This is a genomic window from Kitasatospora sp. NPDC048662 (genome assembly GCF_055587065.1).
This window is the reverse complement of sequence record NZ_JBVJHA010000001.1, coordinates 216,257-242,025: the sequence shown is the minus strand read 5'-3', so window position 1 is coordinate 242,025 and position 25,769 is coordinate 216,257. Positions and strand designations below refer to the sequence as shown.

At 69.5% G+C, this 25,769-nt stretch carries 34 protein-coding genes; 28 read left to right on the top strand and 6 right to left on the bottom strand.

Translation table 11 applies throughout. The features are described 5' to 3' along the window. The first annotated feature begins 21 nt into the window (after positions 1 to 21). Positions 22 to 1,233: a cytochrome P450 gene (locus ACZ6R9_RS01110; protein WP_465535685.1), complete on the top strand. Its 1,212-nt coding sequence runs from the start codon at positions 22 to 24 to the stop codon at positions 1,231 to 1,233. Positions 1,234 to 1,266: 33 nt separating this feature from the next. Then, on the top strand, positions 1,267 to 2,241 hold the full coding sequence (locus tag ACZ6R9_RS01105) for an ADP-ribosylglycohydrolase family protein (protein ID WP_380486777.1): 975 nt from the start codon (positions 1,267 to 1,269) through the stop codon (positions 2,239 to 2,241). Positions 2,242 to 2,252: 11 nt separating this feature from the next. On the opposite strand, the gene ACZ6R9_RS01100 is transcribed toward ACZ6R9_RS01105, so the two are convergent. The 6 genes from ACZ6R9_RS01100 to ACZ6R9_RS01075 all read right to left on the bottom strand — a co-directional run bounded on the left by ACZ6R9_RS01100 (position 2,253) and on the right by ACZ6R9_RS01075 (position 9,978). Next, positions 2,253 to 2,957 carry a VWA domain-containing protein gene (locus tag ACZ6R9_RS01100; protein ID WP_465535683.1) on the bottom strand — a complete coding sequence of 235 codons (705 nt, stop codon included), beginning with the start codon at positions 2,955 to 2,957 and terminating at the stop codon, positions 2,253 to 2,255. Between the two features lie 4 nt (positions 2,958 to 2,961). Beyond that, positions 2,962 to 3,984 carry an ADP-ribosylglycohydrolase family protein gene (locus tag ACZ6R9_RS01095; RefSeq protein ID WP_380486774.1) on the bottom strand — a complete coding sequence of 341 codons (1,023 nt, stop codon included), beginning with the start codon at positions 3,982 to 3,984 and terminating at the stop codon, positions 2,962 to 2,964. Between the two features lie 31 nt (positions 3,985 to 4,015). Next, on the bottom strand, positions 4,016 to 5,320 hold the full coding sequence (locus tag ACZ6R9_RS01090; RefSeq protein ID WP_465535681.1) for a DUF2786 domain-containing protein: 1,305 nt from the start codon (positions 5,318 to 5,320) through the stop codon (positions 4,016 to 4,018). An 86-nt stretch (positions 5,321 to 5,406) separates the two neighbouring features. Continuing rightward, a complete protein-coding gene (locus tag ACZ6R9_RS01085) occupies positions 5,407 to 7,374 on the bottom strand; it encodes a serine/threonine-protein kinase (RefSeq protein ID WP_465535679.1) in 1,968 nt (655 codons plus the stop codon). A gap of 169 nt (positions 7,375 to 7,543) precedes the next feature. Beyond that, positions 7,544 to 9,202 carry a transporter gene (locus ACZ6R9_RS01080; protein WP_465535677.1) on the bottom strand — a complete coding sequence of 553 codons (1,659 nt, stop codon included), beginning with the start codon at positions 9,200 to 9,202 and terminating at the stop codon, positions 7,544 to 7,546. Beyond that, complete coding sequence (locus ACZ6R9_RS01075) at positions 9,199 to 9,978, bottom strand: ABC transporter ATP-binding protein (RefSeq protein ID WP_465535675.1); 780 nt, start codon at positions 9,976 to 9,978, stop codon at positions 9,199 to 9,201. The genes ACZ6R9_RS01080 and ACZ6R9_RS01075 overlap by 4 nt, the downstream gene beginning before the upstream one ends. 184 nt (positions 9,979 to 10,162) lie before the next feature. On the opposite strand from ACZ6R9_RS01075, the gene ACZ6R9_RS01070 reads away from it, so the two are divergent. The 26 genes from ACZ6R9_RS01070 to rplO all read left to right on the top strand — a co-directional run bounded on the left by ACZ6R9_RS01070 (position 10,163) and on the right by rplO (position 25,749). Then, positions 10,163 to 10,747: a DUF1707 and DUF4190 domain-containing protein gene (locus ACZ6R9_RS01070; RefSeq protein WP_380486765.1), complete on the top strand. Its 585-nt coding sequence runs from the start codon at positions 10,163 to 10,165 to the stop codon at positions 10,745 to 10,747. Between the two features lie 312 nt (positions 10,748 to 11,059). Beyond that, positions 11,060 to 11,431 (top strand): 30S ribosomal protein S12, encoded by a 372-nt coding sequence (gene rpsL / locus ACZ6R9_RS01065; protein ID WP_014144289.1) that lies wholly within the window; start codon positions 11,060 to 11,062, stop codon positions 11,429 to 11,431. Positions 11,432 to 11,433: 2 nt separating this feature from the next. Then, complete coding sequence (gene rpsG / locus ACZ6R9_RS01060) at positions 11,434 to 11,904, top strand: 30S ribosomal protein S7 (RefSeq protein ID WP_030457432.1); 471 nt, start codon at positions 11,434 to 11,436, stop codon at positions 11,902 to 11,904. A 39-nt stretch (positions 11,905 to 11,943) separates the two neighbouring features. Then, entirely contained in the window at positions 11,944 to 14,049 is a 2,106-nt protein-coding gene (fusA, locus tag ACZ6R9_RS01055) for an elongation factor G (RefSeq protein WP_380486764.1), read from the top strand. A 202-nt stretch (positions 14,050 to 14,251) separates the two neighbouring features. After that, positions 14,252 to 15,445, top strand: coding sequence for an elongation factor Tu (gene tuf / locus ACZ6R9_RS01050; RefSeq protein ID WP_380486762.1), 1,194 nt, complete (start codon positions 14,252 to 14,254; stop codon positions 15,443 to 15,445). Between the two features lie 506 nt (positions 15,446 to 15,951). Further along, positions 15,952 to 16,260 carry a 30S ribosomal protein S10 gene (gene rpsJ, locus ACZ6R9_RS01045; protein WP_012785157.1) on the top strand — a complete coding sequence of 103 codons (309 nt, stop codon included), beginning with the start codon at positions 15,952 to 15,954 and terminating at the stop codon, positions 16,258 to 16,260. Positions 16,261 to 16,274: 14 nt separating this feature from the next. Further along, on the top strand, positions 16,275 to 16,922 hold the full coding sequence (gene rplC / locus ACZ6R9_RS01040) for a 50S ribosomal protein L3 (RefSeq protein ID WP_380486760.1): 648 nt from the start codon (positions 16,275 to 16,277) through the stop codon (positions 16,920 to 16,922). Between the two features lie 5 nt (positions 16,923 to 16,927). After that, positions 16,928 to 17,605: a 50S ribosomal protein L4 gene (rplD, locus tag ACZ6R9_RS01035; RefSeq protein WP_380486758.1), complete on the top strand. Its 678-nt coding sequence runs from the start codon at positions 16,928 to 16,930 to the stop codon at positions 17,603 to 17,605. Continuing rightward, positions 17,605 to 17,922 carry a 50S ribosomal protein L23 gene (gene rplW / locus ACZ6R9_RS01030; RefSeq protein WP_380486756.1) on the top strand — a complete coding sequence of 106 codons (318 nt, stop codon included), beginning with the start codon at positions 17,605 to 17,607 and terminating at the stop codon, positions 17,920 to 17,922. Before rplD ends, rplW begins: the two co-directional genes overlap by 1 nt. Positions 17,923 to 17,966: 44 nt before the next feature. After that, positions 17,967 to 18,803 (top strand): 50S ribosomal protein L2, encoded by an 837-nt coding sequence (gene rplB / locus ACZ6R9_RS01025; RefSeq protein ID WP_043914588.1) that lies wholly within the window; start codon positions 17,967 to 17,969, stop codon positions 18,801 to 18,803. 11 nt (positions 18,804 to 18,814) lie between these two features. Further along, on the top strand, positions 18,815 to 19,096 hold the full coding sequence (gene rpsS, locus ACZ6R9_RS01020) for a 30S ribosomal protein S19 (protein WP_014136283.1): 282 nt from the start codon (positions 18,815 to 18,817) through the stop codon (positions 19,094 to 19,096). A 61-nt stretch (positions 19,097 to 19,157) separates the two neighbouring features. Further along, positions 19,158 to 19,505: a 50S ribosomal protein L22 gene (gene rplV, locus ACZ6R9_RS01015; RefSeq protein WP_014136282.1), complete on the top strand. Its 348-nt coding sequence runs from the start codon at positions 19,158 to 19,160 to the stop codon at positions 19,503 to 19,505. Then, the gene (rpsC, locus tag ACZ6R9_RS01010; protein ID WP_380486755.1) at positions 19,505 to 20,338 is read left to right on the top strand and encodes a 30S ribosomal protein S3; all 834 of its coding nucleotides are present in this window, start codon (positions 19,505 to 19,507) and stop codon (positions 20,336 to 20,338) included. The genes rplV and rpsC overlap by 1 nt, the downstream gene beginning before the upstream one ends. Positions 20,339 to 20,343: 5 nt before the next feature. Further along, on the top strand, positions 20,344 to 20,763 hold the full coding sequence (gene rplP, locus ACZ6R9_RS01005; RefSeq protein WP_035863520.1) for a 50S ribosomal protein L16: 420 nt from the start codon (positions 20,344 to 20,346) through the stop codon (positions 20,761 to 20,763). Continuing rightward, positions 20,763 to 20,987 carry a 50S ribosomal protein L29 gene (gene rpmC / locus ACZ6R9_RS01000; RefSeq protein ID WP_030457414.1) on the top strand — a complete coding sequence of 75 codons (225 nt, stop codon included), beginning with the start codon at positions 20,763 to 20,765 and terminating at the stop codon, positions 20,985 to 20,987. The genes rplP and rpmC overlap by 1 nt, the downstream gene beginning before the upstream one ends. Further along, positions 20,987 to 21,259, top strand: coding sequence for a 30S ribosomal protein S17 (gene rpsQ / locus ACZ6R9_RS00995; RefSeq protein ID WP_014136278.1), 273 nt, complete (start codon positions 20,987 to 20,989; stop codon positions 21,257 to 21,259). Before rpmC ends, rpsQ begins: the two co-directional genes overlap by 1 nt. A 102-nt stretch (positions 21,260 to 21,361) precedes the next feature. Beyond that, entirely contained in the window at positions 21,362 to 21,733 is a 372-nt protein-coding gene (gene rplN / locus ACZ6R9_RS00990) for a 50S ribosomal protein L14 (protein WP_030300391.1), read from the top strand. 15 nt (positions 21,734 to 21,748) lie between these two features. Continuing rightward, positions 21,749 to 22,060 (top strand): 50S ribosomal protein L24, encoded by a 312-nt coding sequence (gene rplX, locus ACZ6R9_RS00985; RefSeq protein WP_035872243.1) that lies wholly within the window; start codon positions 21,749 to 21,751, stop codon positions 22,058 to 22,060. Continuing rightward, the gene (rplE, locus tag ACZ6R9_RS00980) at positions 22,060 to 22,629 is read left to right on the top strand and encodes a 50S ribosomal protein L5 (protein ID WP_035863517.1); all 570 of its coding nucleotides are present in this window, start codon (positions 22,060 to 22,062) and stop codon (positions 22,627 to 22,629) included. Before rplX ends, rplE begins: the two co-directional genes overlap by 1 nt. Positions 22,630 to 22,632: 3 nt before the next feature. Beyond that, on the top strand, positions 22,633 to 22,818 hold the full coding sequence (locus tag ACZ6R9_RS00975; protein ID WP_008747480.1) for a type Z 30S ribosomal protein S14: 186 nt from the start codon (positions 22,633 to 22,635) through the stop codon (positions 22,816 to 22,818). A 266-nt stretch (positions 22,819 to 23,084) separates the two neighbouring features. Continuing rightward, a complete protein-coding gene (gene rpsH, locus ACZ6R9_RS00970) occupies positions 23,085 to 23,492 on the top strand; it encodes a 30S ribosomal protein S8 (RefSeq protein ID WP_035863516.1) in 408 nt (135 codons plus the stop codon). 22 nt (positions 23,493 to 23,514) lie between these two features. Then, positions 23,515 to 24,054, top strand: coding sequence for a 50S ribosomal protein L6 (rplF, locus tag ACZ6R9_RS00965; RefSeq protein ID WP_380486752.1), 540 nt, complete (start codon positions 23,515 to 23,517; stop codon positions 24,052 to 24,054). A gap of 3 nt (positions 24,055 to 24,057) precedes the next feature. After that, on the top strand, positions 24,058 to 24,441 hold the full coding sequence (gene rplR / locus ACZ6R9_RS00960) for a 50S ribosomal protein L18 (RefSeq protein ID WP_035863513.1): 384 nt from the start codon (positions 24,058 to 24,060) through the stop codon (positions 24,439 to 24,441). A gap of 48 nt (positions 24,442 to 24,489) precedes the next feature. Further along, entirely contained in the window at positions 24,490 to 25,110 is a 621-nt protein-coding gene (gene rpsE / locus ACZ6R9_RS00955) for a 30S ribosomal protein S5 (protein WP_043914567.1), read from the top strand. Then, positions 25,110 to 25,292, top strand: a complete 183-nt coding sequence (gene rpmD, locus ACZ6R9_RS00950; protein WP_014136270.1) for a 50S ribosomal protein L30 — start codon at positions 25,110 to 25,112, stop codon at positions 25,290 to 25,292. Before rpsE ends, rpmD begins: the two co-directional genes overlap by 1 nt. Before the next feature lies 1 nt (position 25,293). Continuing rightward, on the top strand, positions 25,294 to 25,749 hold the full coding sequence (gene rplO / locus ACZ6R9_RS00945) for a 50S ribosomal protein L15 (RefSeq protein WP_380486750.1): 456 nt from the start codon (positions 25,294 to 25,296) through the stop codon (positions 25,747 to 25,749). Positions 25,750 to 25,769 lie beyond the last annotated feature (20 nt).

Here is a 25,769-nt window from a genome sequence, read left to right as displayed (position 1 = left end):
GACGAGCAGGAGGACAACTCCATGGCGCCTGATGCCTTCGACCCGTGGTCGGCCGAGTTCGTGGCCCACCCGTACCCGGCGTACGCGGTGCTGCGCGAGCAGTTGCCGGTCGTCCACTACGCGCCGAGCGACCAGTGGCTGATCTCCCGGTACGCGGACGTCAACGCGCTGCTGCGGGACCGGCGGCTGGGCCGCACCTACACGCACCGGTTCAGCCACGAGGAGTTCGGGCAGCCCGCGCCGAACCCGGCGCACGAGCCGTTCCACACCCTCAACGACTACGGCCTGCTCGACCTGGAGGGACCCGACCACACCCGGATCCGGCGGCTGGTGGCCAAGGCGTTCACCCCGCGCATGGTGGAGTCGCTGCGCCCGACCGTGCGGCGGCTGGCCGGCGAACTGGTCGACGGGCTGCTCGCCGACGGCGGCGGCGACCTGATCGCGAAGGTCGCCGAGCCGCTGCCGGTCGCCGTGATCGCCGAGATGCTCGGCGTCCCCGAAGCGGACCGGCACCTGCTGCGGCCCTGGTCCGCCGACATCACCGGCATGTTCGAGCTCAACCCGGACCAGGACACCGCCCGTCGCGCGGTCACCGCCAGCCTCGAATTCTCCGCCTACCTGCGGGAGTTGATCCGCCGCCGGCGCGAGGAACCCGGCACCGATCTGATCAGCGCGCTGGCCCAGGCCGCCGAGGACGGGCAGGTGCTCAGCGAGCAGGAGATGATCTCCACCTGCGTGCTGCTGCTGAACGCCGGCCACGAGGCGACCGTCAACACCACCGGCAACGGCTGGTGGGCGCTGCTGCGCAACCCCGGCGAACTCGCCCGGCTGCGCGGCGCGGTGGACGAACTGCTGCCCACCGCGATCGAAGAGCTGATGCGCTACGACACCCCGCTGCAGATGTTCGAACGCTGGGTGCTGGAGGACATCGAGGTCGGCGGCGTCCGGATCCCGCGCGGCTCCGAGGTGGCGCTGCTGTTCGGCTCCGCCAACCGCGACCCCGAACGCTTCACCGACCCCGACCGGCTCGACCTCGGCCGCACCGACAACCCGCACATCACCTTCGGCGCCGGAATTCACTTCTGTCTCGGTGCGCCGCTTGCCAGACTCGAACTCACCGAGTCCTACGGCGCGCTGCTCCGCAAGGCCCCCGGGCTGACGCTGGTGCGCGAACCCGAGTGGAACCCCGGCTACGTGATCCGCGGACTGAAGGAACTGCTGGTCGAGGTCTGAGAGGGGCATGCCGTGGGGCGGGCGACAGGAACGATGCTGGGGCTGGCGATCGGCGACGCCCTCGGCAGGCGCACCGAATTCCTGAACCTGGACGAGATCGGGCTGCTCAGCCCCGACTGGCGGAATCTCCCGCTGCCGAAGAAGGCCCAGGTCACCGACGACACCCAGATGACACTGGCGCTCGCCCGCGCCCTGCGCACCGGCCTCGCCGAGGGCCCGCTCGTCCCGCTGCGCCTCGAACTGCCGCTGCGCGAGGAGTTCGTGGACTGGTGGCGCTCCCCGGACAACAACCGGGCCCCCGGCATGACCTGCCTGCGGTCCTGCTTCCGGCTGTCCACCGGCCGCCCCTGGCAGGACGCGTCCGACATCGGCTCCAAGGGCTGCGGCGCGAACATGCGGGTCGCCCCGCTCGGCCTGGTCCGGGAGCTGACGGACCGGCAGGTGTCCGGCGCCTCCCAGTTGCAGTCCGGCCTCACCCACGGCCACCCGACCGCGCTGGCCGCCAGTGAGCTCACCGCGTTCACCGTCCGCTGGCTGGCCCAAGGCACCGACCCTTCCGAACTCCCCGCCCGGCTGCGTGCCCACGCCCACCAACAGCGCACCCACTACGACGAGTTCTGGCTCGGCGACCTCGCCTCGCGGGACCACTTCGGCTCGCCCGGGGAGTTCATCGCACGCGGCTGGGACGAGTGCCTCCAGGCCCTCGACCGTCTCGACGCCGCGCTCGCCGCCGGTGAAGTCGACGCAGACCCGTGCGAGCGGACCGGCGAAGGCTGGGTCGCCGAGGAGGCGTTCGCCACCGCCCTGCTCTGCTTCCTGCTGCTCCCCGACGACCCGGTCGCCGCCGTCCGCCGGGCCGCCGTCTCCTCCGGCGACTCCGACTCCCTGGCCTGCCTGGCCGGCGCCTTCGCCGGTGCCCGGCACGGCGCGGGCGGATGGCCGCAGGACTGGGTGGAGCGGATCGAGTACCGCAAGGAACTGCTCGCCTTCGGCGCGCTCTGGGACTGACCCCGGCGCCGTCAGCCCAGCCCCATGGCGGCGAGCCACTCCGGGAAGCCGGTCAGCAGGTGGTCGTACAGGTCGGCGTCGGTGTGGGCGCTCGGGTCCTGGCCGGCGGGGAAGAAGCCGGCGTTGTCGACCGGGCGGCGGGCCGGGACGGGGAGTTCGTCGAGGCGGCGGAGGAAGGCGAACTCCTGGTCGGCGGGGTCGCCGAAGCCCACGAACTGCCAGTAGAGCGGGAGTTCGGCGGCCAGGCAGAGCATGTCCCGGGCCGCCGCGCGCGAGGTCGGGCCGCCGTCGGTCTGGAACACCACCAGCGCGGGGTCGGTGGCGCCGGAGAGCTGGTAGTGGCGGATCACCGCCTTCATCGCCAGGTGGTAGTTGGTCCGGCCCATGTGCCCCAACGAGGAGTGCAGGCGTCCGATCCGGCCCAGGTGGTCGTCGAGCGAGATCTCGGCGACGCCGTCCACCCCGGTGGAGAAGAAGACCACCGGCACCCGCCCGTCGTCGTCCAGGTGCGCCGAGAGCGCCAGCACCTGCTCGGCGAAGTGCTGGACGGCCCCGGAACGGTAGTGCGGACGCATCGAGCCGGAGCGGTCGAGCACCAGGTGGACGGCGGCCCGGGCGTGCTGGAGTCCGCGCTTGGTCAGGCTCACCCGCGCGGACTTGTACAGGTCGACCAGGCCGGGCGCGGTGGCCGACACCTTCTCCGGACTCAGCGCCACCCCGTCACCCGACCGGCAGCGGATAGCGGTCGGCGAGCGCCGCCCGGTCGCCGCGGGCGAGGGCCACCAGGTCGTCGGCCACCTGCAGGAGCACGTCCCGGCCCTCGACGATCGCGCACCAGTCGGCGGGCAGGCCGGACAGGCCGTACAGCGCGCCGACCAGGTTGCCGCAGACCGCGCCCGTGGAGTCGCTGTCGCCGGAGTGGTTGACCGCCAGCACCAGGGCGTCCCGGGCGTTCGTGGTGACCAGCGCCGCGTACACCGCGATCGCCAGGCACTCCTCGGCGATCCAGCCCAGGCCGACCCGCTCCACCGTCTCCGCCGAACCCGGGCCCTCCTCGGCCACCCGCACCGCCCGGTGCAGGGCCTGCGCCGTCTCGGTGTGGGACGGCACCGCCGCCAGCTGCGTCAGCGTCGCGGAGAGCGCCTCCCGCAGCGGCATCCCGGCGACGACGCGCTCGATCAGCGCGGCGAACGCGCCCGCCGCCAGGTAGCCGGTCGGGTGACCGTGGGTCAGTTGCGCGGCCAGCGCGGCCCGTCCGAACGCCTCGTCGGGGCCCATGCCGAGCAGACCGAACGGCGCCGAGCGCATCACCGTCCCGCAGCCCTTCGACTGCGGGTTGACCGGGCCCTCCTGACCGAACGGGACGGCATCCGTGTAGTCCAGCACCACGCCCGACATGCAGGCGTTGCCCGGGGCCCGGGAGGCGTACAGGAGCGGCTGCGAGGCCAGCCAGCCGTCCGGGAGGATCGGCCGGTTCTGCCGCTGGGTCTCCAGCCAACGCCGGTACGCGGCGTGCAGGTCCCGGCGGCGGCCGCCGCGCAGCAGGCCCTCCGCGGTGAACAGCGTCATCTGGGTGTCGTCGGTGAAGTGGCCGTCGCGGTCGCCGTTCGCCAGGTCGGTCAGGCCCGCCTCGCCGAACTGCCGCTGGATGTTCTCCCACCGCAGGAACTCGATCGGCCACCCCAGCGCGTCGCCCAGCGCACCGCCGACCAACGAGCCGCGGACCCGCTCCGAGAACTCCATCCCCATCCCCCCTTTGTCCGCCGACGTTCCGTCAGCGCTCGATCCGTCCCGAACCCCGGTGCAGCGTGGCCCGGTCGGCGGCGGCCCGGCCCTCGACCCAGCCCTCGCCGTCACTCACCCGCACCCGCTGCGACACGAGCTTCGGGAACATCCTGCCCACCGCATCGTCCACGGCCTCCGCCCGGGCCGCCAGTACCGGCAGCAGCCCGCCGTCCGGGGCCGGCACCGGCAGCGTCCCGCCGCCGTCCTCGACACCACCCGGCTCGGCCGGGCGCCCGGCCGCCGCGTCCTCGGTGGCCCGCTCGGTGGCCTCGGCCAGCCGCTCCCGGATCCGCGCCGCGTACGCCACCAGGAACGACTGCCGGAACGCCTTCGTCCGGGCCGCGCCGTCCTTGTGCTTGCGGCTGCCCGCCCGCTGCATCGCCGAGGTCGCCTGCACCAGCAGCGAGGTGTAGAGCAGCTCGACGCAGTCCAGGTCGGCGTCGAAGCCGATCACCGTGCAGAACCCGAACTCCTTCGCCCACACCACCCGGCACCGGTTCGCCGCCGCCACCGCGTCCAGCAGCATCGTCTTCGGGCCCTCGTACGGGTTGTCCACACCGATCCGCAGCGCCGCCGGCTCGTCCGCCGACGGGCCGCCCGCCGACGGGCCGCCCGCCGACAGCAGCGCCTCGTCGATCGAGTGCCGCGCCATCAGCTCCTGGGCCTTCGCGGTCAGCGCCTCCGCCTCGTCCGGGAAACCGGTCGACTCGGCCTTCGCCAGTAGTGCCCGGATCCGCCCCAGCATTCGCGGCTCCCCGCCGCGCGGTGCGCTCACCCGCGGCGCCGACTGCCCCGGCGCCGGGCCCACCGGCTGCACGGGCGGCAGCAGCGCCCACGTCCGCAACAGCTCCAGCACCGCCGTGGCCAGCGCGAACCGGTCCAGCCGGTGCCGGTCCGCGAACGCCTGCAGGTACGCCTCGTCGGACGGCCACCAGGGCTCCGCCTCCAGCTCCCGCAGCTGCTCCCGCCAGCGGCGGTCCAGCGCCGCGGCGGGGTGCCGGCGGCCCTCCGCCGCGATCAGGTCCACCGCCAGGGCGACCTGCACCGGGCCCAGCTCGCGCCGCGCCACCCGCACCAGGTCGGCCGGCCGCCAGCCCGCCGCCCAGCACCGGCCCACCGACCGCTCCGCGAAGCCCAGCAGCGCCCGGCTCACCAGCGGCCACCGGTCCGCGGACGCCGCCAGCACCGAGGCCGCGCCGTCCACCACGAACTCCAGCCCGTCGGCCGGCGCACCCGTCACCCGGCCCACCGCCTCCGCCAGCAGCTCGTCCACGGGCTGATCGGTGCTGGTCACGGCGGTCCTGCTTCCTGGGGTGCGGGGGAGGGGCGCTCCCCATGATGCCGGAGCGTGCTGTCGGAGCGCGCCGCCCGGCGAGTCCGTCAGCCGGCCAGGGCGTCCCAGCCGCGGGCGATCTGCCGCTGTGCCGGGGTGCCGTCCGCGGTGAGCAGCGCCAGCAGCGCGGCCCCGTCGGCGGGACGCTCGGCGAGGTCCTTGGCGAGAGCGCGCTCGACGGCGTCGGCCAGGCCGGGGTCGAGCGCGCGGACGGCGGCGATCCCGGCCGGGGACGGCGCCTCGTTGACGATCCGGTGGTAGACGGCGTACTGGTTGGCGGTGGCGAACGGGCTCTCGCCGTACGCCGCGCAGACCAGGCAGCAGGCCCACGCCCAGACGTCCGCGGCCGGTCCGACCGGGCCCTCGGCCAGCTGCTCGGGGGCCATGAAGACGGGCGTGCCGACCATGCCGCCGGTCCGGGTCAGCCGGGTGTGGTCGGCCATCAGCGAGATGCCGAAGTCCAGCAGCTTGGGGCCGTCACTGGTCATCATGATGTTGGACGGCTTCAGGTCCCGGTGCACCAGCCCGCTGCGGTGCAGGGCGTCCAGCGCGACGGCCAGCGCCACCGCGAGCGCCCGCAGCGCGGCCGGGTCGGCGAGGGTGCCGCGCTCGCGCAGCAGGGCCTGCAGGGGACGGCCGTCGAGCAGCTCCATGGCGATGAACGGGGTGCTGTCGGCGACGCCGGTGTCCAGCACCCGCGCGGTGTGCGCGGCGGGCGCCTGGGCCAGCACCTTCGCCTCGTTCTCGAACCGGCGGTGCAGCTCCTCGTCCTGCCCGGTGTCGGCGTGCAGGGTCTTCAGCGCGACCATGGTGGCGGAGCCCTGACGGCGCGCCAGGTAGACGGTGCCGAACCCGCCGGAGCCGATCAGCCCGAGCAGCCGGTACGCGCCGATCGCGGTGGGCACCCCGTTCGGCAGCGGCTTGGCATCGACGGTCGGCAGCCCGTCCTGCTCGCGCACCGTGCTGCCCAGCACCGTCGGCGTGGCCGTGGCGGCGGGGGCGCCGGTCACCGTGGGCTCGGCCGCGAACCGGGCCGCCGCCTCGGCCTGTTCGGCCTCCCGGGCGGCCCGCAGCGCCTCGGACTCGGCGACCACCGCCCGGGCGATCTCGGCATCCCGGGCGGCGACCTGCGCCTCGGTCTGCGCGGCGGCGGCGCGCGCGGCGGCCTCCCGGGCGCGGCGGGTGCGCTGCGCCTCACGGGTCTCGCGGATCGACTGCAGGCGGGCCGAGGCGGCCGCGCCGAGCGTGTCCACGGTGTCCCGGACCGCCCCCGCGGGTGCCTCGGCGGACGCGGTGACGCCCGTCAGCGGCGGGGCGACGGCGGCCGTCGGCAGCAGGTTCAGACGGCGGGTGGCGAACAGCGAGCACAGCTGCCACGCCACCAGTGCGATCAGCGCGCCGTTCGGCAGCACCAGCGGGATCAGCAGGAACTGGGCGGCGAGCACCGGCACCAGGTAGCGGCGCAGCCGGGAGTGTTCCCAGGTGCCGGACGGCATCCGGGTGCACAGCACCAGGAACCGGGTGCGGGCCCACAGCAGCTGCCACAGCGCGGTCAGCACGAAGCCGGTCAGGGCCGCTCCGAGCCCGCCGTCGCCGCCGAACAGCGCGAGCAGCGCCCGCGCCGCCAGCCACGGCGGGCTGGTGCGCACCGCCTCCTGGTCGAGGGCGTCGTTCGGGTCCTCGAAGTGGTGGTGCGTGCCGATCCACATCAGCACGGTGAGCACGCCGCCGATCAGCACGGGCAGCACCAGCTCCACCGCGGAGGCGATCCACTGCGGCGGGTACGCGGTGGACAGCGCCCGCAGTTCGGACCGGCGGCGGGAGGCGTCCCCGGCGAGCAGGGTGCGGATCTGGGCCCGCCGGGCGCGGCTCAGCAGCCGGGCCCGGTAACCGTGCTGGCTACGGCCGAGGGCGAAGGCGGTGATCAGCCGCAGCACCAGCAGCATGACGAGCACCGGCAGCACGGTTTGCGTCCAGAACGGGCTGTTTGTCCAGCCGTACTGCGTGCTGTGCATGGTGCTCCCTCCCCGTGCGCACGGGTCGGCCCCGGGCGCGCAGCATGATAGCGGCGGGCCCGGGGCCGAGAAGGGGCTGTCAGCGCTCGACCGGTCAGCGCTCGACCGGTCAGTGCTCGACCGGTCAGTGCTCGACCGGTCAGCGCTCGACCGGTCAGTGCTCGACCGGTCAGCGCTCGATCACCCGGGCGAGGATCTCCGGCAGCCGCTTGATCAGACCGCCGGATGCCACCCGGATGCCCAGCAGGACCATCCCCGCGCCGTACAGCACGCCGACCGGCAGGATCGGCCAGGCCGACTGGTGCGAGATCAGCAGGATGCCGAGTGTGATGCCGATCGGCGCGCAGCCCAGCGAGACGCCGATCATCGAACCGAAGGCGTTGAGCATCACCACGCCGTTCTGCCCGGGCGCGGCGCTGCGCATCGGGTTGCCGTCGGCGGGCACCGCGTACGGGGCGTACACGCTGATCACGCTGCCCAGGCCGACGCTGGTGCCGAGGGCGGCGAAGGACACGCCGAGCGCGGGCGCGAGGTCCGCCCAGCCACCGGTGACGGCGGCCAGCACCGGGCCGACCAGCAGCAGCACCAGGACGCCCTGGGCGAGGACGGCGTACACCCGGCCGCGCAGTTCGTCGCGGGCGTCCCGGCGGGTGACCAGGGTCGCGGCGACCATCCAGAACCCGGAGCCGTCCATGCCGAACAGGTTGGCGGACTGCAGGCCGAGCATCAGCCCGCCGATCGCGATCACGTACACCGAGCCCCAGCCCTGGACCACCGACAGCGCCGCGATCACGCAGGTCATGCCGATGCCGGTGAAGATCGCCGCCTTGGCGCGGGGCTCGCGCCAGGTGTAGCGCAGGTGCCGCTGGGCGACGGTGCCGGCCCGGCCGGCGGGCAGCAGCCGCCAGGCGCGGGAGCCCGAACCGGAGTGCACCGAGGAGGTCTCCACCAGGGTGGAGGCGTCACCGGACACCATCAGGGCCTGCAGGCTGCGCAGCCACCAGCGCAGCAGCACCGTCAGCAGGCCGCCGGCGAGCGCGAGTTGCAGCGCCGCGACCAGGTAGGAGCCCTCGCCGGCCGAGCGCACCGCGTCGATCGCGGAGACCGGCGGGATCCAGCGCAGTACCGAGGCGTACGGGTGCAGCACCGACAGGTCGAGGCCCTGCTCGGGGCTCCGGAAGGAGCTCTGCACGCCCAGGTTGCCGAGCTGGATCAGCACCGCGAACAGCAGGCCGCCGAAGATCGCGAAGTCCTTGCCGCGCCGGCTGGACAGCAGCCGGGCGTTGGCGGCGGCCACCGAGCGGCTCAGCGCGATCAGCACCAGCAGGGTGAGCGGCACCGCGAGCACCGCGACGGCGGCGGACGCGGCGCCCTGCCCGGCGGTGAGGGCGGCGCCGATCAGCAGCAGCAGGCCGACCAGCGGGCCGGGTCCGACCAGGCTGCCGATCAGGGTGCCGCGCAGCAGGGCGCGCGGGCGCAGCGGCAGCATGGTGAGCCGGGTCGGGTCGGCGCTCTCGTCGCCGGCGAAGAAGAACAGCGGCATGGCGGCCCAGCTGACGGCCAGTCCGGCGGTGAGCATCACGGCGACGTCGGCGGCGCCCGTGTGCCCGCGCAGCACCACCATTCCGGCGGCCGTGGACACGCCGAACAGCAGCCCGAGGCAGGTGCCGGCCAGGTAACCGGCGGCCCGGCCGGGGCTGCGCCGCAGCCCGTTGCGCAGCAGGCGGACCTTGAGCGAGACCAGCGTGCGGACGACGGCCCGGTCGTCGGCGGCGGGGGAGGCGGTGGGGGAGGCGGCGGGGGAGGCGGTGGGGGAGGTGGTGCTCACCGGTGGCCCCCACCGAGCCAGCCGAGCGCGTGCCCGTCGTCCTCGCGGACGCCGATCAGTCCGAGGAACGCCTGCTGCAGCGTGTTCCCGCCGCGCACCTGGTCGAGCGGCCCGGCGGCGACCACCTGCCCGGCGTTGACCACGGCGACCCAGTCGCACAGCGACTCGACGAGTTCCATGACGTGGCTGGAGAACACCACGGTGGAGCCGGAGGCGGCGTACCGGGTGAGCACGCCGCGGATGGTCTGCGCGGACACCGGGTCGACGCCCTCGAACGGCTCGTCCAGGAACAGCACGTCGGGGTTGTGCAGCAGCGCCGCGGCCAGGCCGATCTTCTTGCGCATGCCGGTGGAGTAGTCGGCGACCAGTTTGTCGGCGGAGCCGGTCAGGTCGAGGACGGCCAGCAGTTCCTCGGCGCGCCGGTCGGTCTCCGGGCCCGGCAGGCCGCGCAACCGCCCGTTGTACTGGAGCAGTTCGCGCCCGCTGAGACGCTCGAACATCCGCAGGCCCTCGGGCAGGATGCCGATCCGGGACTTGACCGCGACCGGGTCCTGCCAGACGTCGGCGCCGTGTATCAGCACGGTGCCCTGGTCGGGCCGCAGCAGGCCGGTGACCATCGACAGCGTGGTGGTCTTGCCGGCGCCGTTGGGGCCGACCAGCCCGATGAACGAGCCGGCCGGAAGGTCGAGGTTGAGTCCGGCGACGGCGGTCTGCGCACCGAAGCGCTTCCACAGGTCGCGGATCGAGACAGCGGGCGGCGTGGTGGTCGCCTCCATGGCGGGTGGTCTCCTTGTCGGGGTCGGTCCCTGGCCGGTCCGTTCGACCCTATGATCATTTCTTTACCTTTCCATCCCCCATGTGGCGGAACCGCCCCTTACGGGAGCGGCAGTTCGCCGGTCACCCGCCGCACCTCGGCAACTACCCGGACCCGCCGTTCGTCCTGCATCCTGAGAAGCGCGCGTGCAGCGCGGGGAACGGGAGGTGGCCGCGATGGCCGGTCAGTGGGGAACACCGGCGCCGTACGGGCAGCAGCCCTGGCACCCGGCGCCGACGCCGCAGTCCGCGATGCGTGCCGCGCACGCCGACCGCGAACGCACCGTGGACGTACTGAAGGCCGCCTACGCCGAGGGCCGGATCACCGCCGACGAGTACGAGCACCGGCTGACCTCCGCTCACCAGGCCGCCACCTACGGCCAGTTGTCCGTGCTGGTGGCCGACCTGCCGACCGGGCCGATGGTCGCCCCGTTCGGTGCCCCCGTCCCGGCGACCTTCATGCCTCCGCCGCTGCTCCCGCCGCCCGCCCCGCCGCGCAACGGCATGGCGACGGCCTCGGCGATCCTCGGCAGCCTGACGCTGTTCACCGGCGGCCTCACCGGCCTGCCCGCCGTGATCACCGGCCACATCGCCCGCTCGCAGATCCGCCGCACCCGCGAGGAGGGCGACGGCCTGGCGATCCTGGGGCTGGTGTTCGGCTGGCTGTCGATCGCCGGCTGGGCGCTGTTCTTCCTGCTGGTGGTCATGGTGGCCGGCAGCGGGCCGCACTGAGACCGAGGTCGTTACCCTGGTCCGGGTGGCGCCCGGTTCGGCGAGCCCCATTTGTTTTGACCGCCGCCTGTGCGCTAGGTACGCTCTGACCTTGTGCCTGGGGTGTGCCCGGGTCCTTGTGCGTGCCAGCAGACCGGTCGCCGCAGCGGAGACTCCACCCGCTCGGCCTGTGCCGTAGCCGCAGCTCAGCTCGGGATTCCGTGATTCTTCCCCCGAAGAAGGCTCAACACGCCCGACCGCGTGGGTCGGAGAGTGTGGGCCATACCGCAGGTTAGTTCCACCAAGCCTTGGCACACAGAAAACGGAGAAACGGTGCCTACGATCCAGCAGCTGGTCCGAAAGGGCCGGCAGGACAAGGTCGAGAAGAACAAGACGCCCGCACTGAAGGGTTCGCCCCAGCGTCGCGGCGTCTGCACGCGTGTGTACACGACCACCCCGAAGAAGCCGAACTCGGCTCTCCGCAAGGTCGCCCGTGTGCGCCTCACCAGCGGGATCGAGGTCACCGCTTACATTCCGGGCGAGGGCCACAACCTGCAGGAGCACTCCATCGTGCTGGTCCGCGGTGGCCGTGTGAAGGACCTTCCTGGTGTCCGCTACAAGATCATCCGCGGCTCGCTTGACACCCAGGGTGTCAAGAACCGCAAGCAGGCCCGCAGCCGCTACGGCGCCAAGAAGGAGAAGTAAGAATGCCTCGTAAGGGCCCCGCCCCGAAGCGCCCGGTCATCATCGACCCGGTCTACGGCTCCCCGCTGGTGACCTCGCTGGTCAACAAGATCCTGCTGCACGGCAAGCGCTCCACCGCCGAGCGGATCGTCTACGGCGCCCTCGAGGGTGTCCGTGAGAAGACCGGCGCCGACCCGGTTGTCGCGCTGAAGCGCGCGCTGGAGAACGTCAAGCCGACCCTCGAGGTCAAGTCCCGCCGCGTCGGTGGCGCCACCTACCAGGTGCCGGTCGAGGTCCGCCCGGGCCGCGCCAACACCCTGGCGCTGCGCTGGCTGGTCGGCTACTCCCGCGCCCGTCGCGAGAAGACCATGACCGAGCGTCTGCTCAACGAGATCCTCGACGCCAGCAACGGCCTGGGCGCTTCCGTGAAGCGTCGCGAGGACACCCACAAGATGGCCGAGTCCAACAAGGCCTTCGCGCACTACCGCTGGTAGTCCGAACCCCGTCACTAGACAGAGAGAGAACGAGCCACCATGGCTGCAACCTCCCTTGACCTCGCCAAGGTCCGCAACATCGGGATCATGGCGCACATCGACGCGGGCAAGACCACCACCACCGAGCGGATCCTGTTCTACACCGGTGTCTCGTACAAGATCGGTGAGGTCCACGATGGCGCTGCCACCATGGACTGGATGGAGCAGGAGCAGGAGCGCGGCATCACCATCACGTCGGCCGCGACGACCTGCCACTGGACCCTCGACGGTGTCGAGAACACGATCAACATCATCGACACCCCGGGCCACGTCGACTTCACCGTCGAGGTGGAGCGCTCGCTGCGCGTCCTCGACGGTGGCGTGACCGTGTTCGACGGCGTTGCCGGTGTCGAGCCCCAGTCCGAGACCGTGTGGCGGCAGGCTGACCGCTACGGTGTCCCGCGCATCTGCTTCATCAACAAGCTGGACCGCACGGGCGCCAACTTCTTCTTCTGCGTGCAGACCATCGTGGACCGCCTCGGCGCCACCCCGCTGGTCATGCAGCTGCCGATCGGTGCCGAGGCCGACTTCACCGGCGTCGTCGACCTGGTGAAGATGAAGGCCCTGGTCTACTCGGCCGACGCGCCCAAGGGCGAGATGTACGACACCGTCGACATCCCGGCCGACCTGGCGGAGCAGGCCGCGGAGTACCGCGAGGCCCTGATCGACACCGTGTCGAACATCAGCGACGAGGTGATGGAGCTCGCCCTGGAGGGCGAGGACATCCCCGAGGAGCTGCTGGTCGCCGCGATCCGCAAGGGCACCCTGGACTCGTCGTTCACCCCGATCTTCTGCGGCTCCGCGTTCAAGAACAAGGGCGTTCAGCCCCTGCTCGACGCGGTCGTGAAGTACCTGCCGTCGCCGCTCGACATCGAGGGCATCGAGGGTACGAAGCCGGGCAACGACGAGGAGAAGATCGTCCGTCAGGCCTCTGACGACGAGCCGCTCGCCGCCCTCGCGTTCAAGATCATGTCCGACCCGCACCTGGGCAAGCTCACCTTCGTCCGCGTGTACTCCGGCCGCCTGGAGTCCGGCACCTCGGTGCTGAACTCCGTCAAGGGCAAGAAGGAGCGCATCGGCAAGATCTACCGCATGCACGCGAACAAGCGTGAGGAGATCGACTCGGTGGGCGCCGGCGACATCATCGCCGTCATGGGCCTGAAGCAGACCACCACCGGTGAGACGCTGTCCGACGAGAAGCAGCCGGTCATCCTGGAGTCCATGGACTTCCCGGCCCCGGTCATCCGCGTCGCGATCGAGCCCAAGTCCAAGGGCGACCAGGAGAAGCTGGGTGTCGCCATCCAGCGTCTGGCCGAGGAGGACCCGTCCTTCCAGGTCAACACCGACGAAGAGACCGGCCAGACCATCATCGCGGGTATGGGCGAGCTGCACCTCGAGGTGCTGGTCGACCGTATGCGCCGTGAGTTCAAGGTCGAGGCCAACGTCGGCAAGCCGCAGGTCGCGTACCGCGAGACGATCCGCAAGGCCGTCGAGCGCATCGACTACACGCACAAGAAGCAGACCGGTGGTTCCGGCCAGTTCGCGAAGATCCAGATCGCGATCGAGCCGCTGGAGTCCGGCGAGGGCTACGAGTTCGTCAACAAGGTCACCGGTGGCCGCGTGCCGAAGGAGTACATCCCCTCGGTCGACGCCGGTTGCCAGGAGGCCATGGAGTTCGGCGTTCTCGCCGGCTACCCGCTCCAGGGCGTTCGCGTGAGCCTGCTCGACGGTGCGTCGCACGACGTCGACTCGTCCGAGCTCGCGTTCAAGATCGCCGGTTCCATGGCGTTCAAGGAAGGTGCCAAGAAGGCGTCGCCGGCTCTGCTCGAGCCGATGATGGCCGTCGAGGTCACCACCCCCGAGGACTACATGGGCGACGTGATCGGCGACATCAACTCCCGCCGTGGCCAGATCCGGGCCATGGAGGAGCGTCACGGTGCCCGCGTCGTCAAGGCGCTGGTGCCGCTCTCCGAGATGTTCGGCTACGTCGGTGACCTGCGCAGCAAGACCTCTGGTCGCGCAAGCTACTCGATGCAGTTCGACTCGTACGCCGAGGTTCCGCGGAACGTGGCGGACGACATCATCGCCAAGGCCAAGGGCGAGTGACGTCCCGGTAATCGGGATGAATCAGACCCTTTAGGCTAGAAGGAGGGCACCCGGACGTTCACCCGTCCGGGTTCCGCCCGGGAGCCCTCCGGCACCCCCACCCGCGGGACGGCATGGGGCGCGACCAGCGCCCCGTTCCAATAACCCGATCCAGACCAACTGACGTCGTACGGCGTACAGAACTGTCCTCAGGAGGACTGCAGTGGCGAAGGCGAAGTTCGAGCGGACGAAGCCCCACGTCAACATCGGCACCATCGGTCACATCGACCACGGTAAGACCACGCTGACCGCGGCCATCACCAAGGTGCTGCACGACGCGTACCCGGAGATCAACCCCTTCACGCCGTTCGACCAGATCGACAAGGCGCCGGAGGAGCGTCAGCGCGGTATCACCATCTCGATCGCGCACGTCGAGTACCAGACCGAGGCGCGTCACTACGCCCACGTCGACTGCCCGGGTCACGCCGACTACATCAAGAACATGATCACCGGTGCGGCCCAGATGGACGGTGCGATCCTCGTCGTCGCCGCCACCGACGGCCCGATGCCGCAGACCAAGGAGCACGTCCTCCTGGCCCGCCAGGTCGGCGTTCCCTACATCGTTGTCGCCCTGAACAAGGCCGACATGGTGGACGACGAGGAGATCCTGGAGCTCGTCGAGCTCGAGGTCCGTGAGCTCCTCTCCGAGTACGAGTTCCCGGGCGACGACCTGCCGGTCGTCCGCGTCTCCGCGCTGAAGGCGCTGGAGGGCGACAAGGAGTGGGGCGAGAAGCTCCTCGGCCTGATGCACGCGGTCGACGAGGCCATCCCGACCCCGGCTCGCCTCACCGACCAGCCGTTCCTGATGCCGATCGAGGACGTCTTCACGATCACCGGTCGTGGCACCGTCGTCACCGGTCGTATCGAGCGCGGTATCCTCAAGGTCAACGAGACCGTCGACATCATCGGCATCAAGACCACCAAGACCACCACCACGGTCACCGGTATCGAGATGTTCCGCAAGCTGCTCGACGAGGGCCAGGCCGGTGAGAACGTCGGTCTGCTGCTCCGCGGCATCAAGCGCGAGGACGTCGAGCGCGGCCAGGTCATCATCAAGCCGGGTTCGGTTACCCCGCACACCGACTTCGAGGCCCAGGCCTACATCCTGTCGAAGGACGAGGGTGGCCGTCACACCCCGTTCTTCAACAACTACCGCCCGCAGTTCTACTTCCGTACCACGGACGTGACCGGCGTTGTGACCCTCCCCGAGGGCACCGAGATGGTCATGCCGGGCGACAACACCGCCATGACCGTCGCGCTGATCCAGCCCGTCGCCATGGAGGAGGGCCTGAAGTTCGCCATCCGTGAGGGTGGCCGCACCGTCGGCGCCGGCCAGGTCACCAAGATCGTCAAGTAATTGCCGATCTGACCTCTGGTCAACTGCAGGGCCCGGTCCGCTCCCGCGAGGGAGGGGGCCGGGCCCTCGGCATGTCCGGGCACCGGGGCGGGCGCACCCGGTGTGACGTGCGCCGCTGCGCGCGGAACCGATTGGCGTATCGCCCGCATTCTGTGGCAGGATGTCTGAGTTGCTCGGTTGAGTACCGATGCTGCGCGCCTCCCGCCGGGAGGACTGGAAGCGAGTCCCATGTACTCGTCGTTCCCGTGAATGGCCGTTCATGTGCCCACGTGCTGTGTGTGGGTGCAGTGGTGTGTAAGCGACACCGCGGCAGCTGCGGGGCGAAAGTACGGGAATCTTCCGGGAAGCGTATGCGGGGTATCGGCCCGGCTCACCTCTTCTCCAGCAGTTCGAAGCCGACGAATCTGTTCGCCGGTTTTTTGCAAGCGCGAGTGCGACACGCCCGAGCGCGGGGGTCGGAGGAGAGTCGCGAGGCAACGTACGACACAAAGGACTACGAAGTAGCCATGGCGGGACAGAAGATCCGCATCCGGCTCAAGGCCTACGACCACGAGGTCATCGACTCCTCGGCGAAGAAGATCGTCGAGACGGTGATCCGCACTGGTGCGCAGGTCGCGGGCCCGGTGCCGCTGCCCACTGAGAAGAACGTTTACTGCGTCATCCGCTCGCCGCACAAGTACAAGGACTCGCGCGAGCACTTCGAGATGCGCACTCACAAGCGTCTGATCGACATCCTCGACCCCACGCCGAAGACGGTTGACTCGCTGATGCGTCTCGACCTGCCGGCGGGCGTCGACATCGAGATCAAGCTCTGAGAGGCGCACCGAAGATGGCTAAGCAGATTAAGGGCATCCTGGGCGAGAAGCTCGGCATGACCCAGGTCTGGGACGAGAACAACCGGGTTGTCCCGGTGACCGTCGTCAAGGCTGGGCCCAATGTCGTGACCCAGGTCCACACCGCCGACAGCCCGGCCGGCTACGACGCCGTGCAGATCGGCTTCGGCGAGATCGACCCCCGCAAGGTGAACAAGCCCCTCCAGGGCCACTTCGCCAAGGCCGGTGTCACCCCCCGCCGCCACCTGGTCGAGCTGCGTACCTCGGACGCGTCCGAGTACACCCTGGGCCAGGAGATCACCGCCGAGCTGTTCGAGGCGGGTGTCAAGGTCGACGTGACCGGCACCTCCAAGGGCAAGGGCTTCGCCGGTGTCATGAAGCGTCACAACTTCAAGGGCCTCGGCGCCGGTCACGGCACCCAGCGCAAGCACCGCTCGCCCGGTTCCATCGGTGGCTGCGCCACCCCGGGCCGTGTGTTCAAGGGCCTGCGCATGGCGGGTCGGATGGGCCACGAGCGCGTGACCACCCAGAACCTGACCGTGCACGCGGTCGACGCGGAGAAGGGTCTGCTGCTCATCAAGGGCGCGATCCCGGGTCCGAACGGCGGCCTCGTCCTCGTCCGCACCGCGGCGAAGGGGCTGTGAAGGATATGAGCACCATTGACATTCTGTCGCCGGCCGGCGACAAGGCCGGCAGCCTCGAGCTGCCCGCCGAGATCTTCGACGCCAAGGTCAGCGTTCCGCTGATGCACCAGGTCGTCGTGGCGCAGCTCGCTGCGGCCCGTCAGGGCACCCACAAGGCCAAGCGTCGTGGCGAGGTCCGTGGTGGCGGCAAGAAGCCGTACCGCCAGAAGGGCACCGGTCGCGCCCGTCAGGGCTCGACCCGCGCGCCGCAGTTCACCGGTGGTGGCGTTGTGCACGGTCCCGTGCCGCGCGACTACTCGCAGCGGACCCCGAAGAAGATGATCGCCGCCGCCCTGCGCAGCGCGCTCACCGACCGGGCCCGCCACGAGCGCATCCACGTCGTCACCGGCGTGACCGCGACCGAGGCTCCGTCGACCAAGGCCGCCAAGGCTCTGTTCGGCAAGATCTCCGAGCGCAAGAACCTCCTCCTGGTGGTCGAGCGCGAGGACGAGCTGGGCATCCTGTCCGCTCGCAACCTGGCGAACGTGCACATCCTGGACGCCGGCCAGCTGAACACCTACGACGTGCTCGTCTCCGACGATGTGGTCTTCACCCAGGCCGCCTTCGAGCGTTTCGTGGCCGGTCCGGCCGCGTCCGCCAAGGCCGTTGCTGCTGAGGGCGAGCTCGAAGGGACTGCCGCCTGATGAGCGAGATCACCTCCAAGACGTACACGGACCCCCGTGACGTCCTGATCAAGCCGGTCATCTCGGAGAAGAGCTACTCGCTCCTCGACGAGAACAAGTACACGTTCGTCGTGGCGCCGGCTGCCAACAAGACCCAGATCAAGCAGGCCGTCGAGGCGGTCTTCTCGGTCAAGGTCGAGGCCGTCAACACGCTGAACCGCCAGGGCAAGCGCAAGCGCTCCCGCACCGGTTTCGGCAAGCGCAAGGACACCAAGCGCGCGATCGTGACGCTGGCCGAGGGCAACCGCATCGACATCTTCGGTGGTCCGGTCTCCTGACGTTCCGTCAGAGGCTGCGATCGTCGTAAAGGACGAGGACAGAAATGGGTATCCGCAAGTACAAGCCGACTACGCCGGGCCGTCGTGGCTCCAGCGTGGCCGACTTCGTCGAAATCACGCGGTCCACGCCGGAGAAGTCGCTGGTTCGCCCGCTGCACAGCAAGGGCGGCCGTAACAACGCCGGTCGTGTCACTGCTCGCCACCAGGGTGGCGGTCACAAGCGCGCCTACCGTCTGATCGACTTCCGTCGTCACGACAAGGACGGCGTGCCGGCCAAGGTCGCGCACATCGAGTACGACCCCAACCGCACCGCGCGCATCGCGCTCCTGCACTACGCGGACGGCGAGAAGCGCTACATCATCGCCCCCCGCGGCGTCGCGCAGGGTGACCGGATCGAGAACGGCGCTGGCGCCGACATCAAGCCGGGCAACAACCTGCCGCTGCGCAACATCCCGGTCGGTACCACCATCCACGCGGTGGAGCTCCGTCCCGGCGGTGGCGCCAAGCTGGCCCGTTCCGCGGGTTCCGGCATTCAGCTGCTCGCCCGTGAGGGTCGCATGGCGCACCTGCGCATGCCCTCCGGTGAGATCCGCCTGGTGGACGCGCGCTGCCGCGCGACCGTCGGTGAGGTCGGCAACGCCGAGCAGTCGAACATCAACTGGGGCAAGGCCGGCCGTATGCGCTGGAAGGGCGTCCGCCCGACCGTGCGTGGTGTCGCCATGAACCCGATCGACCACCCGCACGGTGGTGGTGAGGGTAAGACCTCCGGTGGTCGCCACCCGGTCTCGCCGTGGGGCAAGCCCGAGGGCCGCACCCGTCGCCCGAACAAGGCGTCGGACAAGCTCATCGTGCGCCGCCGCAAGACCAACAAGAAGCGCTAGGAGCAGGTCAGATGCCGCGCAGTCTCAAGAAGGGCCCCTTCATCGACGACCACCTTCAGAAGAAGGTGGACGTGCAGAACGAGGCGGGCACGCAGAACGTCATCAAGACCTGGTCCCGTCGTTCCGTGATCTCCCCGGCCATGCTGGGCCACACGATCGCGGTTCACGATGGCCGCAAGCACGTCCCGGTGTTCGTCACCGAGTCGATGGTCGGCCACAAGCTCGGCGAGTTCGCTCCCACGCGCACCTTCAAGGGGCACGTGAAGGAAGACCGCAAGTCGAAGCGTCGCTAATCGCTTCCGCGAGCTGTAGCGCCAGAACGACAAAGTGACTTACTCCATTAAGGGGACAACCATGGAAGCCAGGGCCCAGGCGCGGTACATCCGCGTCACGCCCATGAAGGCCCGCCGCGTGGTGGACCTCATCCGTGGCCTGCCGGCCACGGAGGCCCAGGCGGTCCTGCGTTTCGCTCCGCAGGCTGCCACCGTGCCGGTCGGCAAGGTGCTGAACAGCGCCATCGCCAACGCCGCGCACAACTACAACCACTCCAACGTGGACGACCTCTACATCTCCGAGGCGTACGTTGACGAGGGTCCGACCCTGAAGCGGTTCCGTCCGCGCGCCCAGGGCCGTGCCTACCGGATCCGCAAGCGGACCAGCCACATCACCGTGGTCGTCAGCAGCAAGGAAGGGACCCGGTAATGGGCCAGAAGGTTAACCCGCACGGGTTCCGCCTCGGCATCAGCACGGACTTCAAGTCCCGCTGGTACGCCGACAAGCTGTACAAGGACTACGTCAAGGAAGACGTCGCGATCCGTCGTCTCATGACGAAGGGCATGGAGCGCGCCGGTATCTCGAAGGTTGAGATCGAGCGCACCCGTGACCGCGTCCGCGTGGACATCCACACCGCCCGTCCGGGCATCGTGATCGGCCGCCGCGGCGCGGAGGCCGACAAGATCCGGGGCAACCTGGAGAAGCTGACCGGCAAGCAGGTCCAGCTGAACATCCTCGAGGTCAAGAACCCCGAGCTGGACGCCCAGCTCGTGGCTCAGGGCGTCGCGGAGCAGCTGTCCTCCCGCGTCTCCTTCCGTCGCGCCATGCGCAAGAGCATGCAGTCGACCATGAAGGCCGGCGCCAAGGGCATCAAGGTCCAGTGCTCCGGTCGTCTCGGCGGCGCCGAGATGAGCCGTTCGGAGTTCTACCGCGAGGGCCGTGTGCCGCTGCACACCCTGCGCGCGAACGTCGACTACGGCTTCTTCGAGGCCAAGACCACCTTCGGCCGCATCGGCGTGAAGGTCTGGATCTACAAGGGCGACGTCAAGAACATCGCCGAGGTCCGCGCTGAGAACGCCGCTGCCCGCTCCGGCAACCGTCCGGCCCGTCCCGAGGGCGGTCGTCCCGCTCGCGGTGGCGAGCGCCGCGGTGGCGAGCGCGGTGGCCGTGGCCGTCGTCCCGCCGCTGCTGCTGCCGAGGCTCAGGCCCCGGCTGCCGCCGCCGAGACTCCGGCTGCTGAGAACACCGGAACGGAGGCCTGACCCTCATGCTGATCCCCCGTCGGGTCAAGCACCGCAAGCAGCACCACCCGAAGCGCTCCGGCGCCTCGAAGGGTGGCACCGAGCTGGCGTTCGGCCAGTTCGGCATCCAGGCCGTGACCCCGGCCTACGTGACGAACCGTCAGATCGAGTCCGCTCGTATCGCGATCACCCGTCACATCCGTCGTGGCGGCAAGGTCTGGATCAACATCTACCCGGACCGCCCGCTCACCAAGAAGCCGGCCGAAACCCGCATGGGTTCCGGTAAGGGTTCGCCGGAGTGGTGGATCGCGAACGTGCACCCGGGTCGGGTCATGTTCGAACTGTCGTACCCGAACGAGAAGATTGCCCGCGAGGCGCTCACGCGTGCCGCGCACAAGCTTCCGATGAAGTGCCGGATCGTTCGGCGCGAGGACGGTGAGAGCTGATGTCGGCCGCTACCAAGGCTGCTGAGCTTCGCGAACTGGACAACGAGGCTCTCGTTGCCAAGCTCCGTGAGGCCAAGGAGGAGCTGTTCAACCTCCGCTTCCAGGCGGCGACCGGGCAGCTCGACAACCACGGACGGCTCCGGCTGGTCCGTAAGGACATCGCGCGGATCTACACCCTGATGCGCGAGCGCGAGCTGGGCATCGAGACGGTGGAGAACGCCTGATGACTGAGAACACCAACGAGACGCGCGGTTTCCGCAAGACCCGTGAGGGTCTCGTCGTCAGCGACAAGATGGACAAGACCGTCGTCGTCGCCGTCGAGGACCGCGTCAAGCACGCGCTGTACGGCAAGGTCATCCGCCGTACGAACAAGCTGAAGGCGCACGACGAGCAGAACGCGTGCGGTGTCGGCGACCGTGTCCTCCTGATGGAGACCCGGCCGCTGTCCGCGACGAAGCGCTGGCGCGTCGTCGAGATCCTCGAGAAGGCCAAGTAACAAGGTTGTTCGCGGTACGGCCGTATGTGCACCAGGCCCGCAAGGGCGCGGGTGTGAGCAGCGGCCGGCCCGTCAACACTTGTTGACGATCAGGAGAAAGCTGTGATCCAGCAGGAGTCGCGACTGCGCGTCGCCGACAACACGGGTGCCAAGGAGATTCTCTGCATCCGCGTTCTCGGTGGCTCCGGTCGCCGCTACGCCGGTATCGGCGACGTCATCGTCGCCACCGTCAAGGACGCGATCCCCGGCGGCTCGGTGAAGAAGGGCGACGTCGTCAAGTGCGTCGTCGTTCGCACCGTCAAGGAGCGTCGCCGTCCGGACGGCTCGTACATCCGTTTCGACGAGAACGCCGCTGTCGTTCTCAAGAACACCGATGGCGACCCCCGCGGTACCCGCATCTTCGGCCCGGTGGGCCGCGAGCTGCGCGACAAGAAGTTCATGAAGATCATCTCGCTGGCGCCGGAGGTGCTCTGACCCATGGCGAACAGCATGAAGATCAAGAAGGGTGACCTGGTCCAGGTCATCACCGGCAAGGACAAGGGCAAGCAGGGCAAGGTCATTCAGGCCATGCCGGCTGACAACAAGGTCCTGGTCGAGGGTGTCAACCGGGTCAAGAAGCACACCAAGCCGGGCCCCGGCACCCAGGGTGGCATCGTGACCGTCGAGGCCCCGGTGCACGTCTCCAACGTCCAGCTGGTCGTGGAGAAGGACGGCAAGAAGGTCGTTACCCGCGTCGGCTACCGCTTCGACGACCAGGGCAACAAGATCCGCGTTGCCAAGCGGACGGGTGAGGACATCTGATGTCTGAGACGACTGTTGAGAAGGTGGCCCCCCGCCTCAAGGAGAAGTACCTCTCCGAGGTCAAGGGCCAGCTGAACGAGCAGTTCTCGTACGAGAACGTCATGCTGATCCCCGGCCTGGTCAAGGTCGTGGTCAACATGGGTGTCGGCGAGGCTGCCCGTGACAGCAAGCTGATCGAGGGTGCCATCAAGGACCTGACCGCGATCACCGGTCAGAAGCCGGCCGTCACCAAGGCCCGCAAGTCCATCGCGCAGTTCAAGCTGCGCGAGGGCCAGCCGATCGGTGCCCACGTCACCCTCCGCGGTGACCGCATGTGGGAGTTCGTGGACCGTCTGGTGTCGCTGGCTCTGCCGCGTATCCGTGACTTCCGCGGCCTCTCGCCGAAGCAGTTCGACGGCCGTGGCAACTACACCTTCGGTCTGACCGAGCAGGTCATGTTCCACGAGATCGACCAGGACAAGGTCGACCGTCAGCGCGGTATGGACATCACCGTCGTGACCACCGCTCAGACCGACGATGAGGGCCGGGCGCTGCTGCGCGCTCTGGGCTTCCCGTTCAAGGAGGCGTGAGCCATGGCGAAGAAGGCCCTGATCGCTAAGTCCGAGCGCAAGCCGAAGTTCGGCGTCCGGGCGTACACCCGGTGCCAGCGCTGCGGCCGTCCGCACTCGGTGTACCGCAAGTTCGGCCTGTGCCGTGTGTGCCTCCGCGAGATGGCGCACCGCGGCGAGCTGCCGGGCGTGACCAAGAGCTCCTGGTAATCCCTTACCAGTAGGTCTTAACCAGCGAAGCAGTGTGCCCGGCCCCACGATTTTTGGGATCTGGAAAGCATCCCGTAAGGTTGTGGGGTCGGGCCCCTGCCGCAGCGCCCTGTCCGGGCAGCCTGCGGCTCTCTGTCGAGGGCTCGCGAACCCAGTCTTACTACGTCGCAGGTCCCCTGCGCTTGTGCCCCTTTCGCACTCTTTCACGAGTGCGCGGAGGGGGACCTGGCGCGGAGAAACCACGGCGAGAGAGGCCTGAGGCCACCATGACCATGACCGACCCGATCGCAGACATGCTCACTCGTCTGCGTAACGCGAACTCGGCGTACCACGACTCGGTCGTGATGCCGTCGAGCAAGATCAAGGCGCACGTCGCCGAGATCCTGCAGCAGGAGGGTTACATCTCCTCCTACAAGGTTGAGGACCCCGCCGAGAACGAGGTTGGCAAGAAGCTGACCATCGAGCTCAAGTTCGGTCCGAACCGTGAGCGCTCCATCGCCGGCATCAAGCGCATCAGCAAGCCGGGTCTGCGTGTTTACGCAAAGTCCACCAACCTGCCGAAGGTGCTCGGCGGCCTGGGCGTGGCGATCATCTCCACGTCTTCCGGCCTCCTGACCGACAAGCAGGCCGCCAAGAAGGGCGTAGGCGGAGAAGTTCTCGCCTACGTCTGGTAATTCGGGAAAGGGAGGTACAGCAATGTCGCGCATTGGACGGCTGCCCATCCAGGTTCCCGCTGGTGTGGACGTCACCATCGACGGCCAGACGGTCTCGGTGAAGGGCCCCAAGGGCACCCTCACCCACGTCGTCGCCGCGCCGATCGAAATCGGCAAGGGCGAGGACGGCACTCTGGTCGTCACCCGCCCGAACGACGAGCGTCAGTCGAAGGCCCTGCACGGCCTTTCGCGCACGCTGGTGGCGAACATGATCACCGGCGTGACCGCGGGCTACCGCAAGTCGCTGGAGATCAGCGGTGTCGGTTACCGAGTCACGGCGAAGGGCTCCAACATGGAGTTCGCGCTGGGCTACAGCCACCCGATTCTGGTCGAGGCGCCGGAGGGCATCACCTTCGTCGTCGAGTCGCCCACCAAGTTCCACGTGGACGGCACCGACAAGCAGAAGGTCGGCGAGATCGCCGCGAAGATCCGCAAGCTGCGCAAGCCCGACCCGTACAAGGCCAAGGGCGTCAAGTACGCGGGCGAGGTCATCCGCCGCAAGGTCGGAAAGAGTGGTAAGTAAGCGATGAGCGTCTCTGTCAAGATCGGCAAGGGCAACGCCTACAAGAACGCCGCCCGCAAGCGCCGCGCCATTCGCGTTCGCAAGCGCGTCGTCGGCACCGAGGTGCGTCCGCGCCTCGTCGTGACGCGTTCGAACCGCCACATGGTCGCCCAGGTCATCGACGACGCCAAGGGTCACACCCTGGCGTCGGCGTCCACCCTCGACGTGTCCATCAAGGGCACCGAGGGCGACAAGACCGAGCTGGCCAAGAAGGTCGGAAGCCTGGTCGCCGAGCGCGCCAAGGCTGCCGGCGTCGAGTCGGTCGTCTTCGACCGCGCGGGCAACCGGTACGCCGGCCGCATCGCCGCTCTGGCGGACGCGGCTCGCGAGGCCGGGCTCGACTTCTAAGCCGCTCGTCGACTCTGTCGGCGGACGTAAACGAGAGAGGTAATTCCAATGGCTGGACCCCAGCGCCGCGAAGGCGGCGCCGGTCGCGGCACGGGTGGCGAGCGGCGCGACCGTAAGCGTGACGAGCGGGGCGGCGCCCCGGTCGCCGAGAAGACTGCTTACGTCGAGCGCGTCGTCGCGATCAACCGTGTCGCCAAGGTTGTCAAGGGTGGTCGTCGTTTCAGCTTCACCGCGCTGGTCGTGGTGGGCGACGGTGACGGCACCGTGGGTGTCGGCTACGGCAAGGCGAAGGAGGTTCCGGCCGCCATCGCCAAGGGCGTTGAGGAGGCCAAGAAGAACTTCTTCAAGGTCCCCCGTATCCAGGGCACCATCCCGCACCCGATCCAGGGCGAGAAGGCCGCCGGCGTCGTGCTGCTGAAGCCGGCGTCCCCCGGTACCGGTGTTATCGCCGGTGGCCCGGTGCGTGCCGTCCTGGAGTGCGCCGGCGTTCACGACATCCTGTCGAAGTCGCTCGGCTCGGACAACGCGATCAACATCGTGCACGCCACCGTGGCCGCTCTGAAGGGCCTCGTGCGCCCCGAGGAGATCGCCGCCCGCCGTGGCCTGCCCCTGGAGGACGTGGCCCCGGCCGCGCTGCTCCGGGCCCGTGCGGCTGGGGTGAGCGCCTGATGGCTCGCCTGAAGGTCACCCAGACCAAGTCGTACATCGGTAGCAAGCAGAACCACCGTGACACCCTCCGTTCGCTCGGCCTGAAGCGGCTGAACGACACCGTGGTGAAGGAGGACCGCCCGGAGATCCGCGGCATGGTCCACACCGTTCGTCACCTCGTCACGGTCGAGGAGGTGGACTGAAATGGCGGACAACTCGCCGATCAAGATCCACAACCTGCGCCCGGCGCCCGGCGCCAAGACCGACAAGATCCGCGTCGGTCGTGGTGAGGGCTCCAAGGGTAAGACCGCAGGTCGTGGTACCAAGGGCACCAAGGCCCGCTACCAGGTTCCGGAGCGCTTCGAGGGTGGCCAGATGCCGCTCCACATGCGCCTCCCGAAGCTGAAGGGCTTCAAGAACCCGGCCCACAAGCAGTTCCAGGTCGTGAACCTGGACCGCCTGGCCGAGCTCTACCCGAACGGTGGCGAGGTCACCGTTGCCGACCTGGTCGCCAAGGGCGCCGTTCGCAAGAACGAGCTCGTCAAGGTTCTCGGCCAGGGCGACATCGCGGTCGCGCTGCAGGTGACGGTCGACGCCGTCTCCGGCTCCGCCGCCGAGAAGATCACCGCTGCGGGCGGCTCGGTCACCGAGCTGCTGTGACGTCGCTGATCTGACGCACG

Bases quoted from the DNA above. Each gene is read 5' to 3' on its own strand.
- ACZ6R9_RS01110 (WP_465535685.1), top strand. From the start codon at position 22: ATGGCGCCTGATGCCTTCGACCCGTGGTCGGCCGAGTTCGTGGCCCAC.
- ACZ6R9_RS01105 (WP_380486777.1), top strand. From the start codon at position 1,267: ATGCTGGGGCTGGCGATCGGCGACGCCCTCGGCAGGCGCACCGAATTC.
- ACZ6R9_RS01095 (WP_380486774.1), bottom strand. From the start codon at position 3,984: ATGGAGTTCTCGGAGCGGGTCCGCGGCTCGTTGGTCGGCGGTGCGCTG.
- ACZ6R9_RS01085 (WP_465535679.1), bottom strand. From the start codon at position 7,374: ATGCACAGCACGCAGTACGGCTGGACAAACAGCCCGTTCTGGACGCAA.
- ACZ6R9_RS01075 (WP_465535675.1), bottom strand. From the start codon at position 9,978: ATGGAGGCGACCACCACGCCGCCCGCTGTCTCGATCCGCGACCTGTGG.
- rpsG (WP_030457432.1), top strand. From the start codon at position 11,434: ATGCCTCGTAAGGGCCCCGCCCCGAAGCGCCCGGTCATCATCGACCCG.
- fusA (WP_380486764.1), top strand. From the start codon at position 11,944: ATGGCTGCAACCTCCCTTGACCTCGCCAAGGTCCGCAACATCGGGATC.
- rpsJ (WP_012785157.1), top strand. From the start codon at position 15,952: ATGGCGGGACAGAAGATCCGCATCCGGCTCAAGGCCTACGACCACGAG.
- rplC (WP_380486760.1), top strand. From the start codon at position 16,275: ATGGCTAAGCAGATTAAGGGCATCCTGGGCGAGAAGCTCGGCATGACC.
- rplD (WP_380486758.1), top strand. From the start codon at position 16,928: ATGAGCACCATTGACATTCTGTCGCCGGCCGGCGACAAGGCCGGCAGC.
- rplW (WP_380486756.1), top strand. From the start codon at position 17,605: ATGAGCGAGATCACCTCCAAGACGTACACGGACCCCCGTGACGTCCTG.
- rplB (WP_043914588.1), top strand. From the start codon at position 17,967: ATGGGTATCCGCAAGTACAAGCCGACTACGCCGGGCCGTCGTGGCTCC.
- rpsS (WP_014136283.1), top strand. From the start codon at position 18,815: ATGCCGCGCAGTCTCAAGAAGGGCCCCTTCATCGACGACCACCTTCAG.
- rplV (WP_014136282.1), top strand. From the start codon at position 19,158: ATGGAAGCCAGGGCCCAGGCGCGGTACATCCGCGTCACGCCCATGAAG.
- rpsC (WP_380486755.1), top strand. From the start codon at position 19,505: ATGGGCCAGAAGGTTAACCCGCACGGGTTCCGCCTCGGCATCAGCACG.
- rplP (WP_035863520.1), top strand. From the start codon at position 20,344: ATGCTGATCCCCCGTCGGGTCAAGCACCGCAAGCAGCACCACCCGAAG.
- rpmC (WP_030457414.1), top strand. From the start codon at position 20,763: ATGTCGGCCGCTACCAAGGCTGCTGAGCTTCGCGAACTGGACAACGAG.
- rpsQ (WP_014136278.1), top strand. From the start codon at position 20,987: ATGACTGAGAACACCAACGAGACGCGCGGTTTCCGCAAGACCCGTGAG.
- rplX (WP_035872243.1), top strand. From the start codon at position 21,749: ATGAAGATCAAGAAGGGTGACCTGGTCCAGGTCATCACCGGCAAGGAC.
- rplE (WP_035863517.1), top strand. From the start codon at position 22,060: ATGTCTGAGACGACTGTTGAGAAGGTGGCCCCCCGCCTCAAGGAGAAG.
- ACZ6R9_RS00975 (WP_008747480.1), top strand. From the start codon at position 22,633: ATGGCGAAGAAGGCCCTGATCGCTAAGTCCGAGCGCAAGCCGAAGTTC.
- rpsH (WP_035863516.1), top strand. From the start codon at position 23,085: ATGACCATGACCGACCCGATCGCAGACATGCTCACTCGTCTGCGTAAC.
- rplF (WP_380486752.1), top strand. From the start codon at position 23,515: ATGTCGCGCATTGGACGGCTGCCCATCCAGGTTCCCGCTGGTGTGGAC.
- rplR (WP_035863513.1), top strand. From the start codon at position 24,058: ATGAGCGTCTCTGTCAAGATCGGCAAGGGCAACGCCTACAAGAACGCC.
- rpsE (WP_043914567.1), top strand. From the start codon at position 24,490: ATGGCTGGACCCCAGCGCCGCGAAGGCGGCGCCGGTCGCGGCACGGGT.
- rpmD (WP_014136270.1), top strand. From the start codon at position 25,110: ATGGCTCGCCTGAAGGTCACCCAGACCAAGTCGTACATCGGTAGCAAG.
- rplO (WP_380486750.1), top strand. From the start codon at position 25,294: ATGGCGGACAACTCGCCGATCAAGATCCACAACCTGCGCCCGGCGCCC.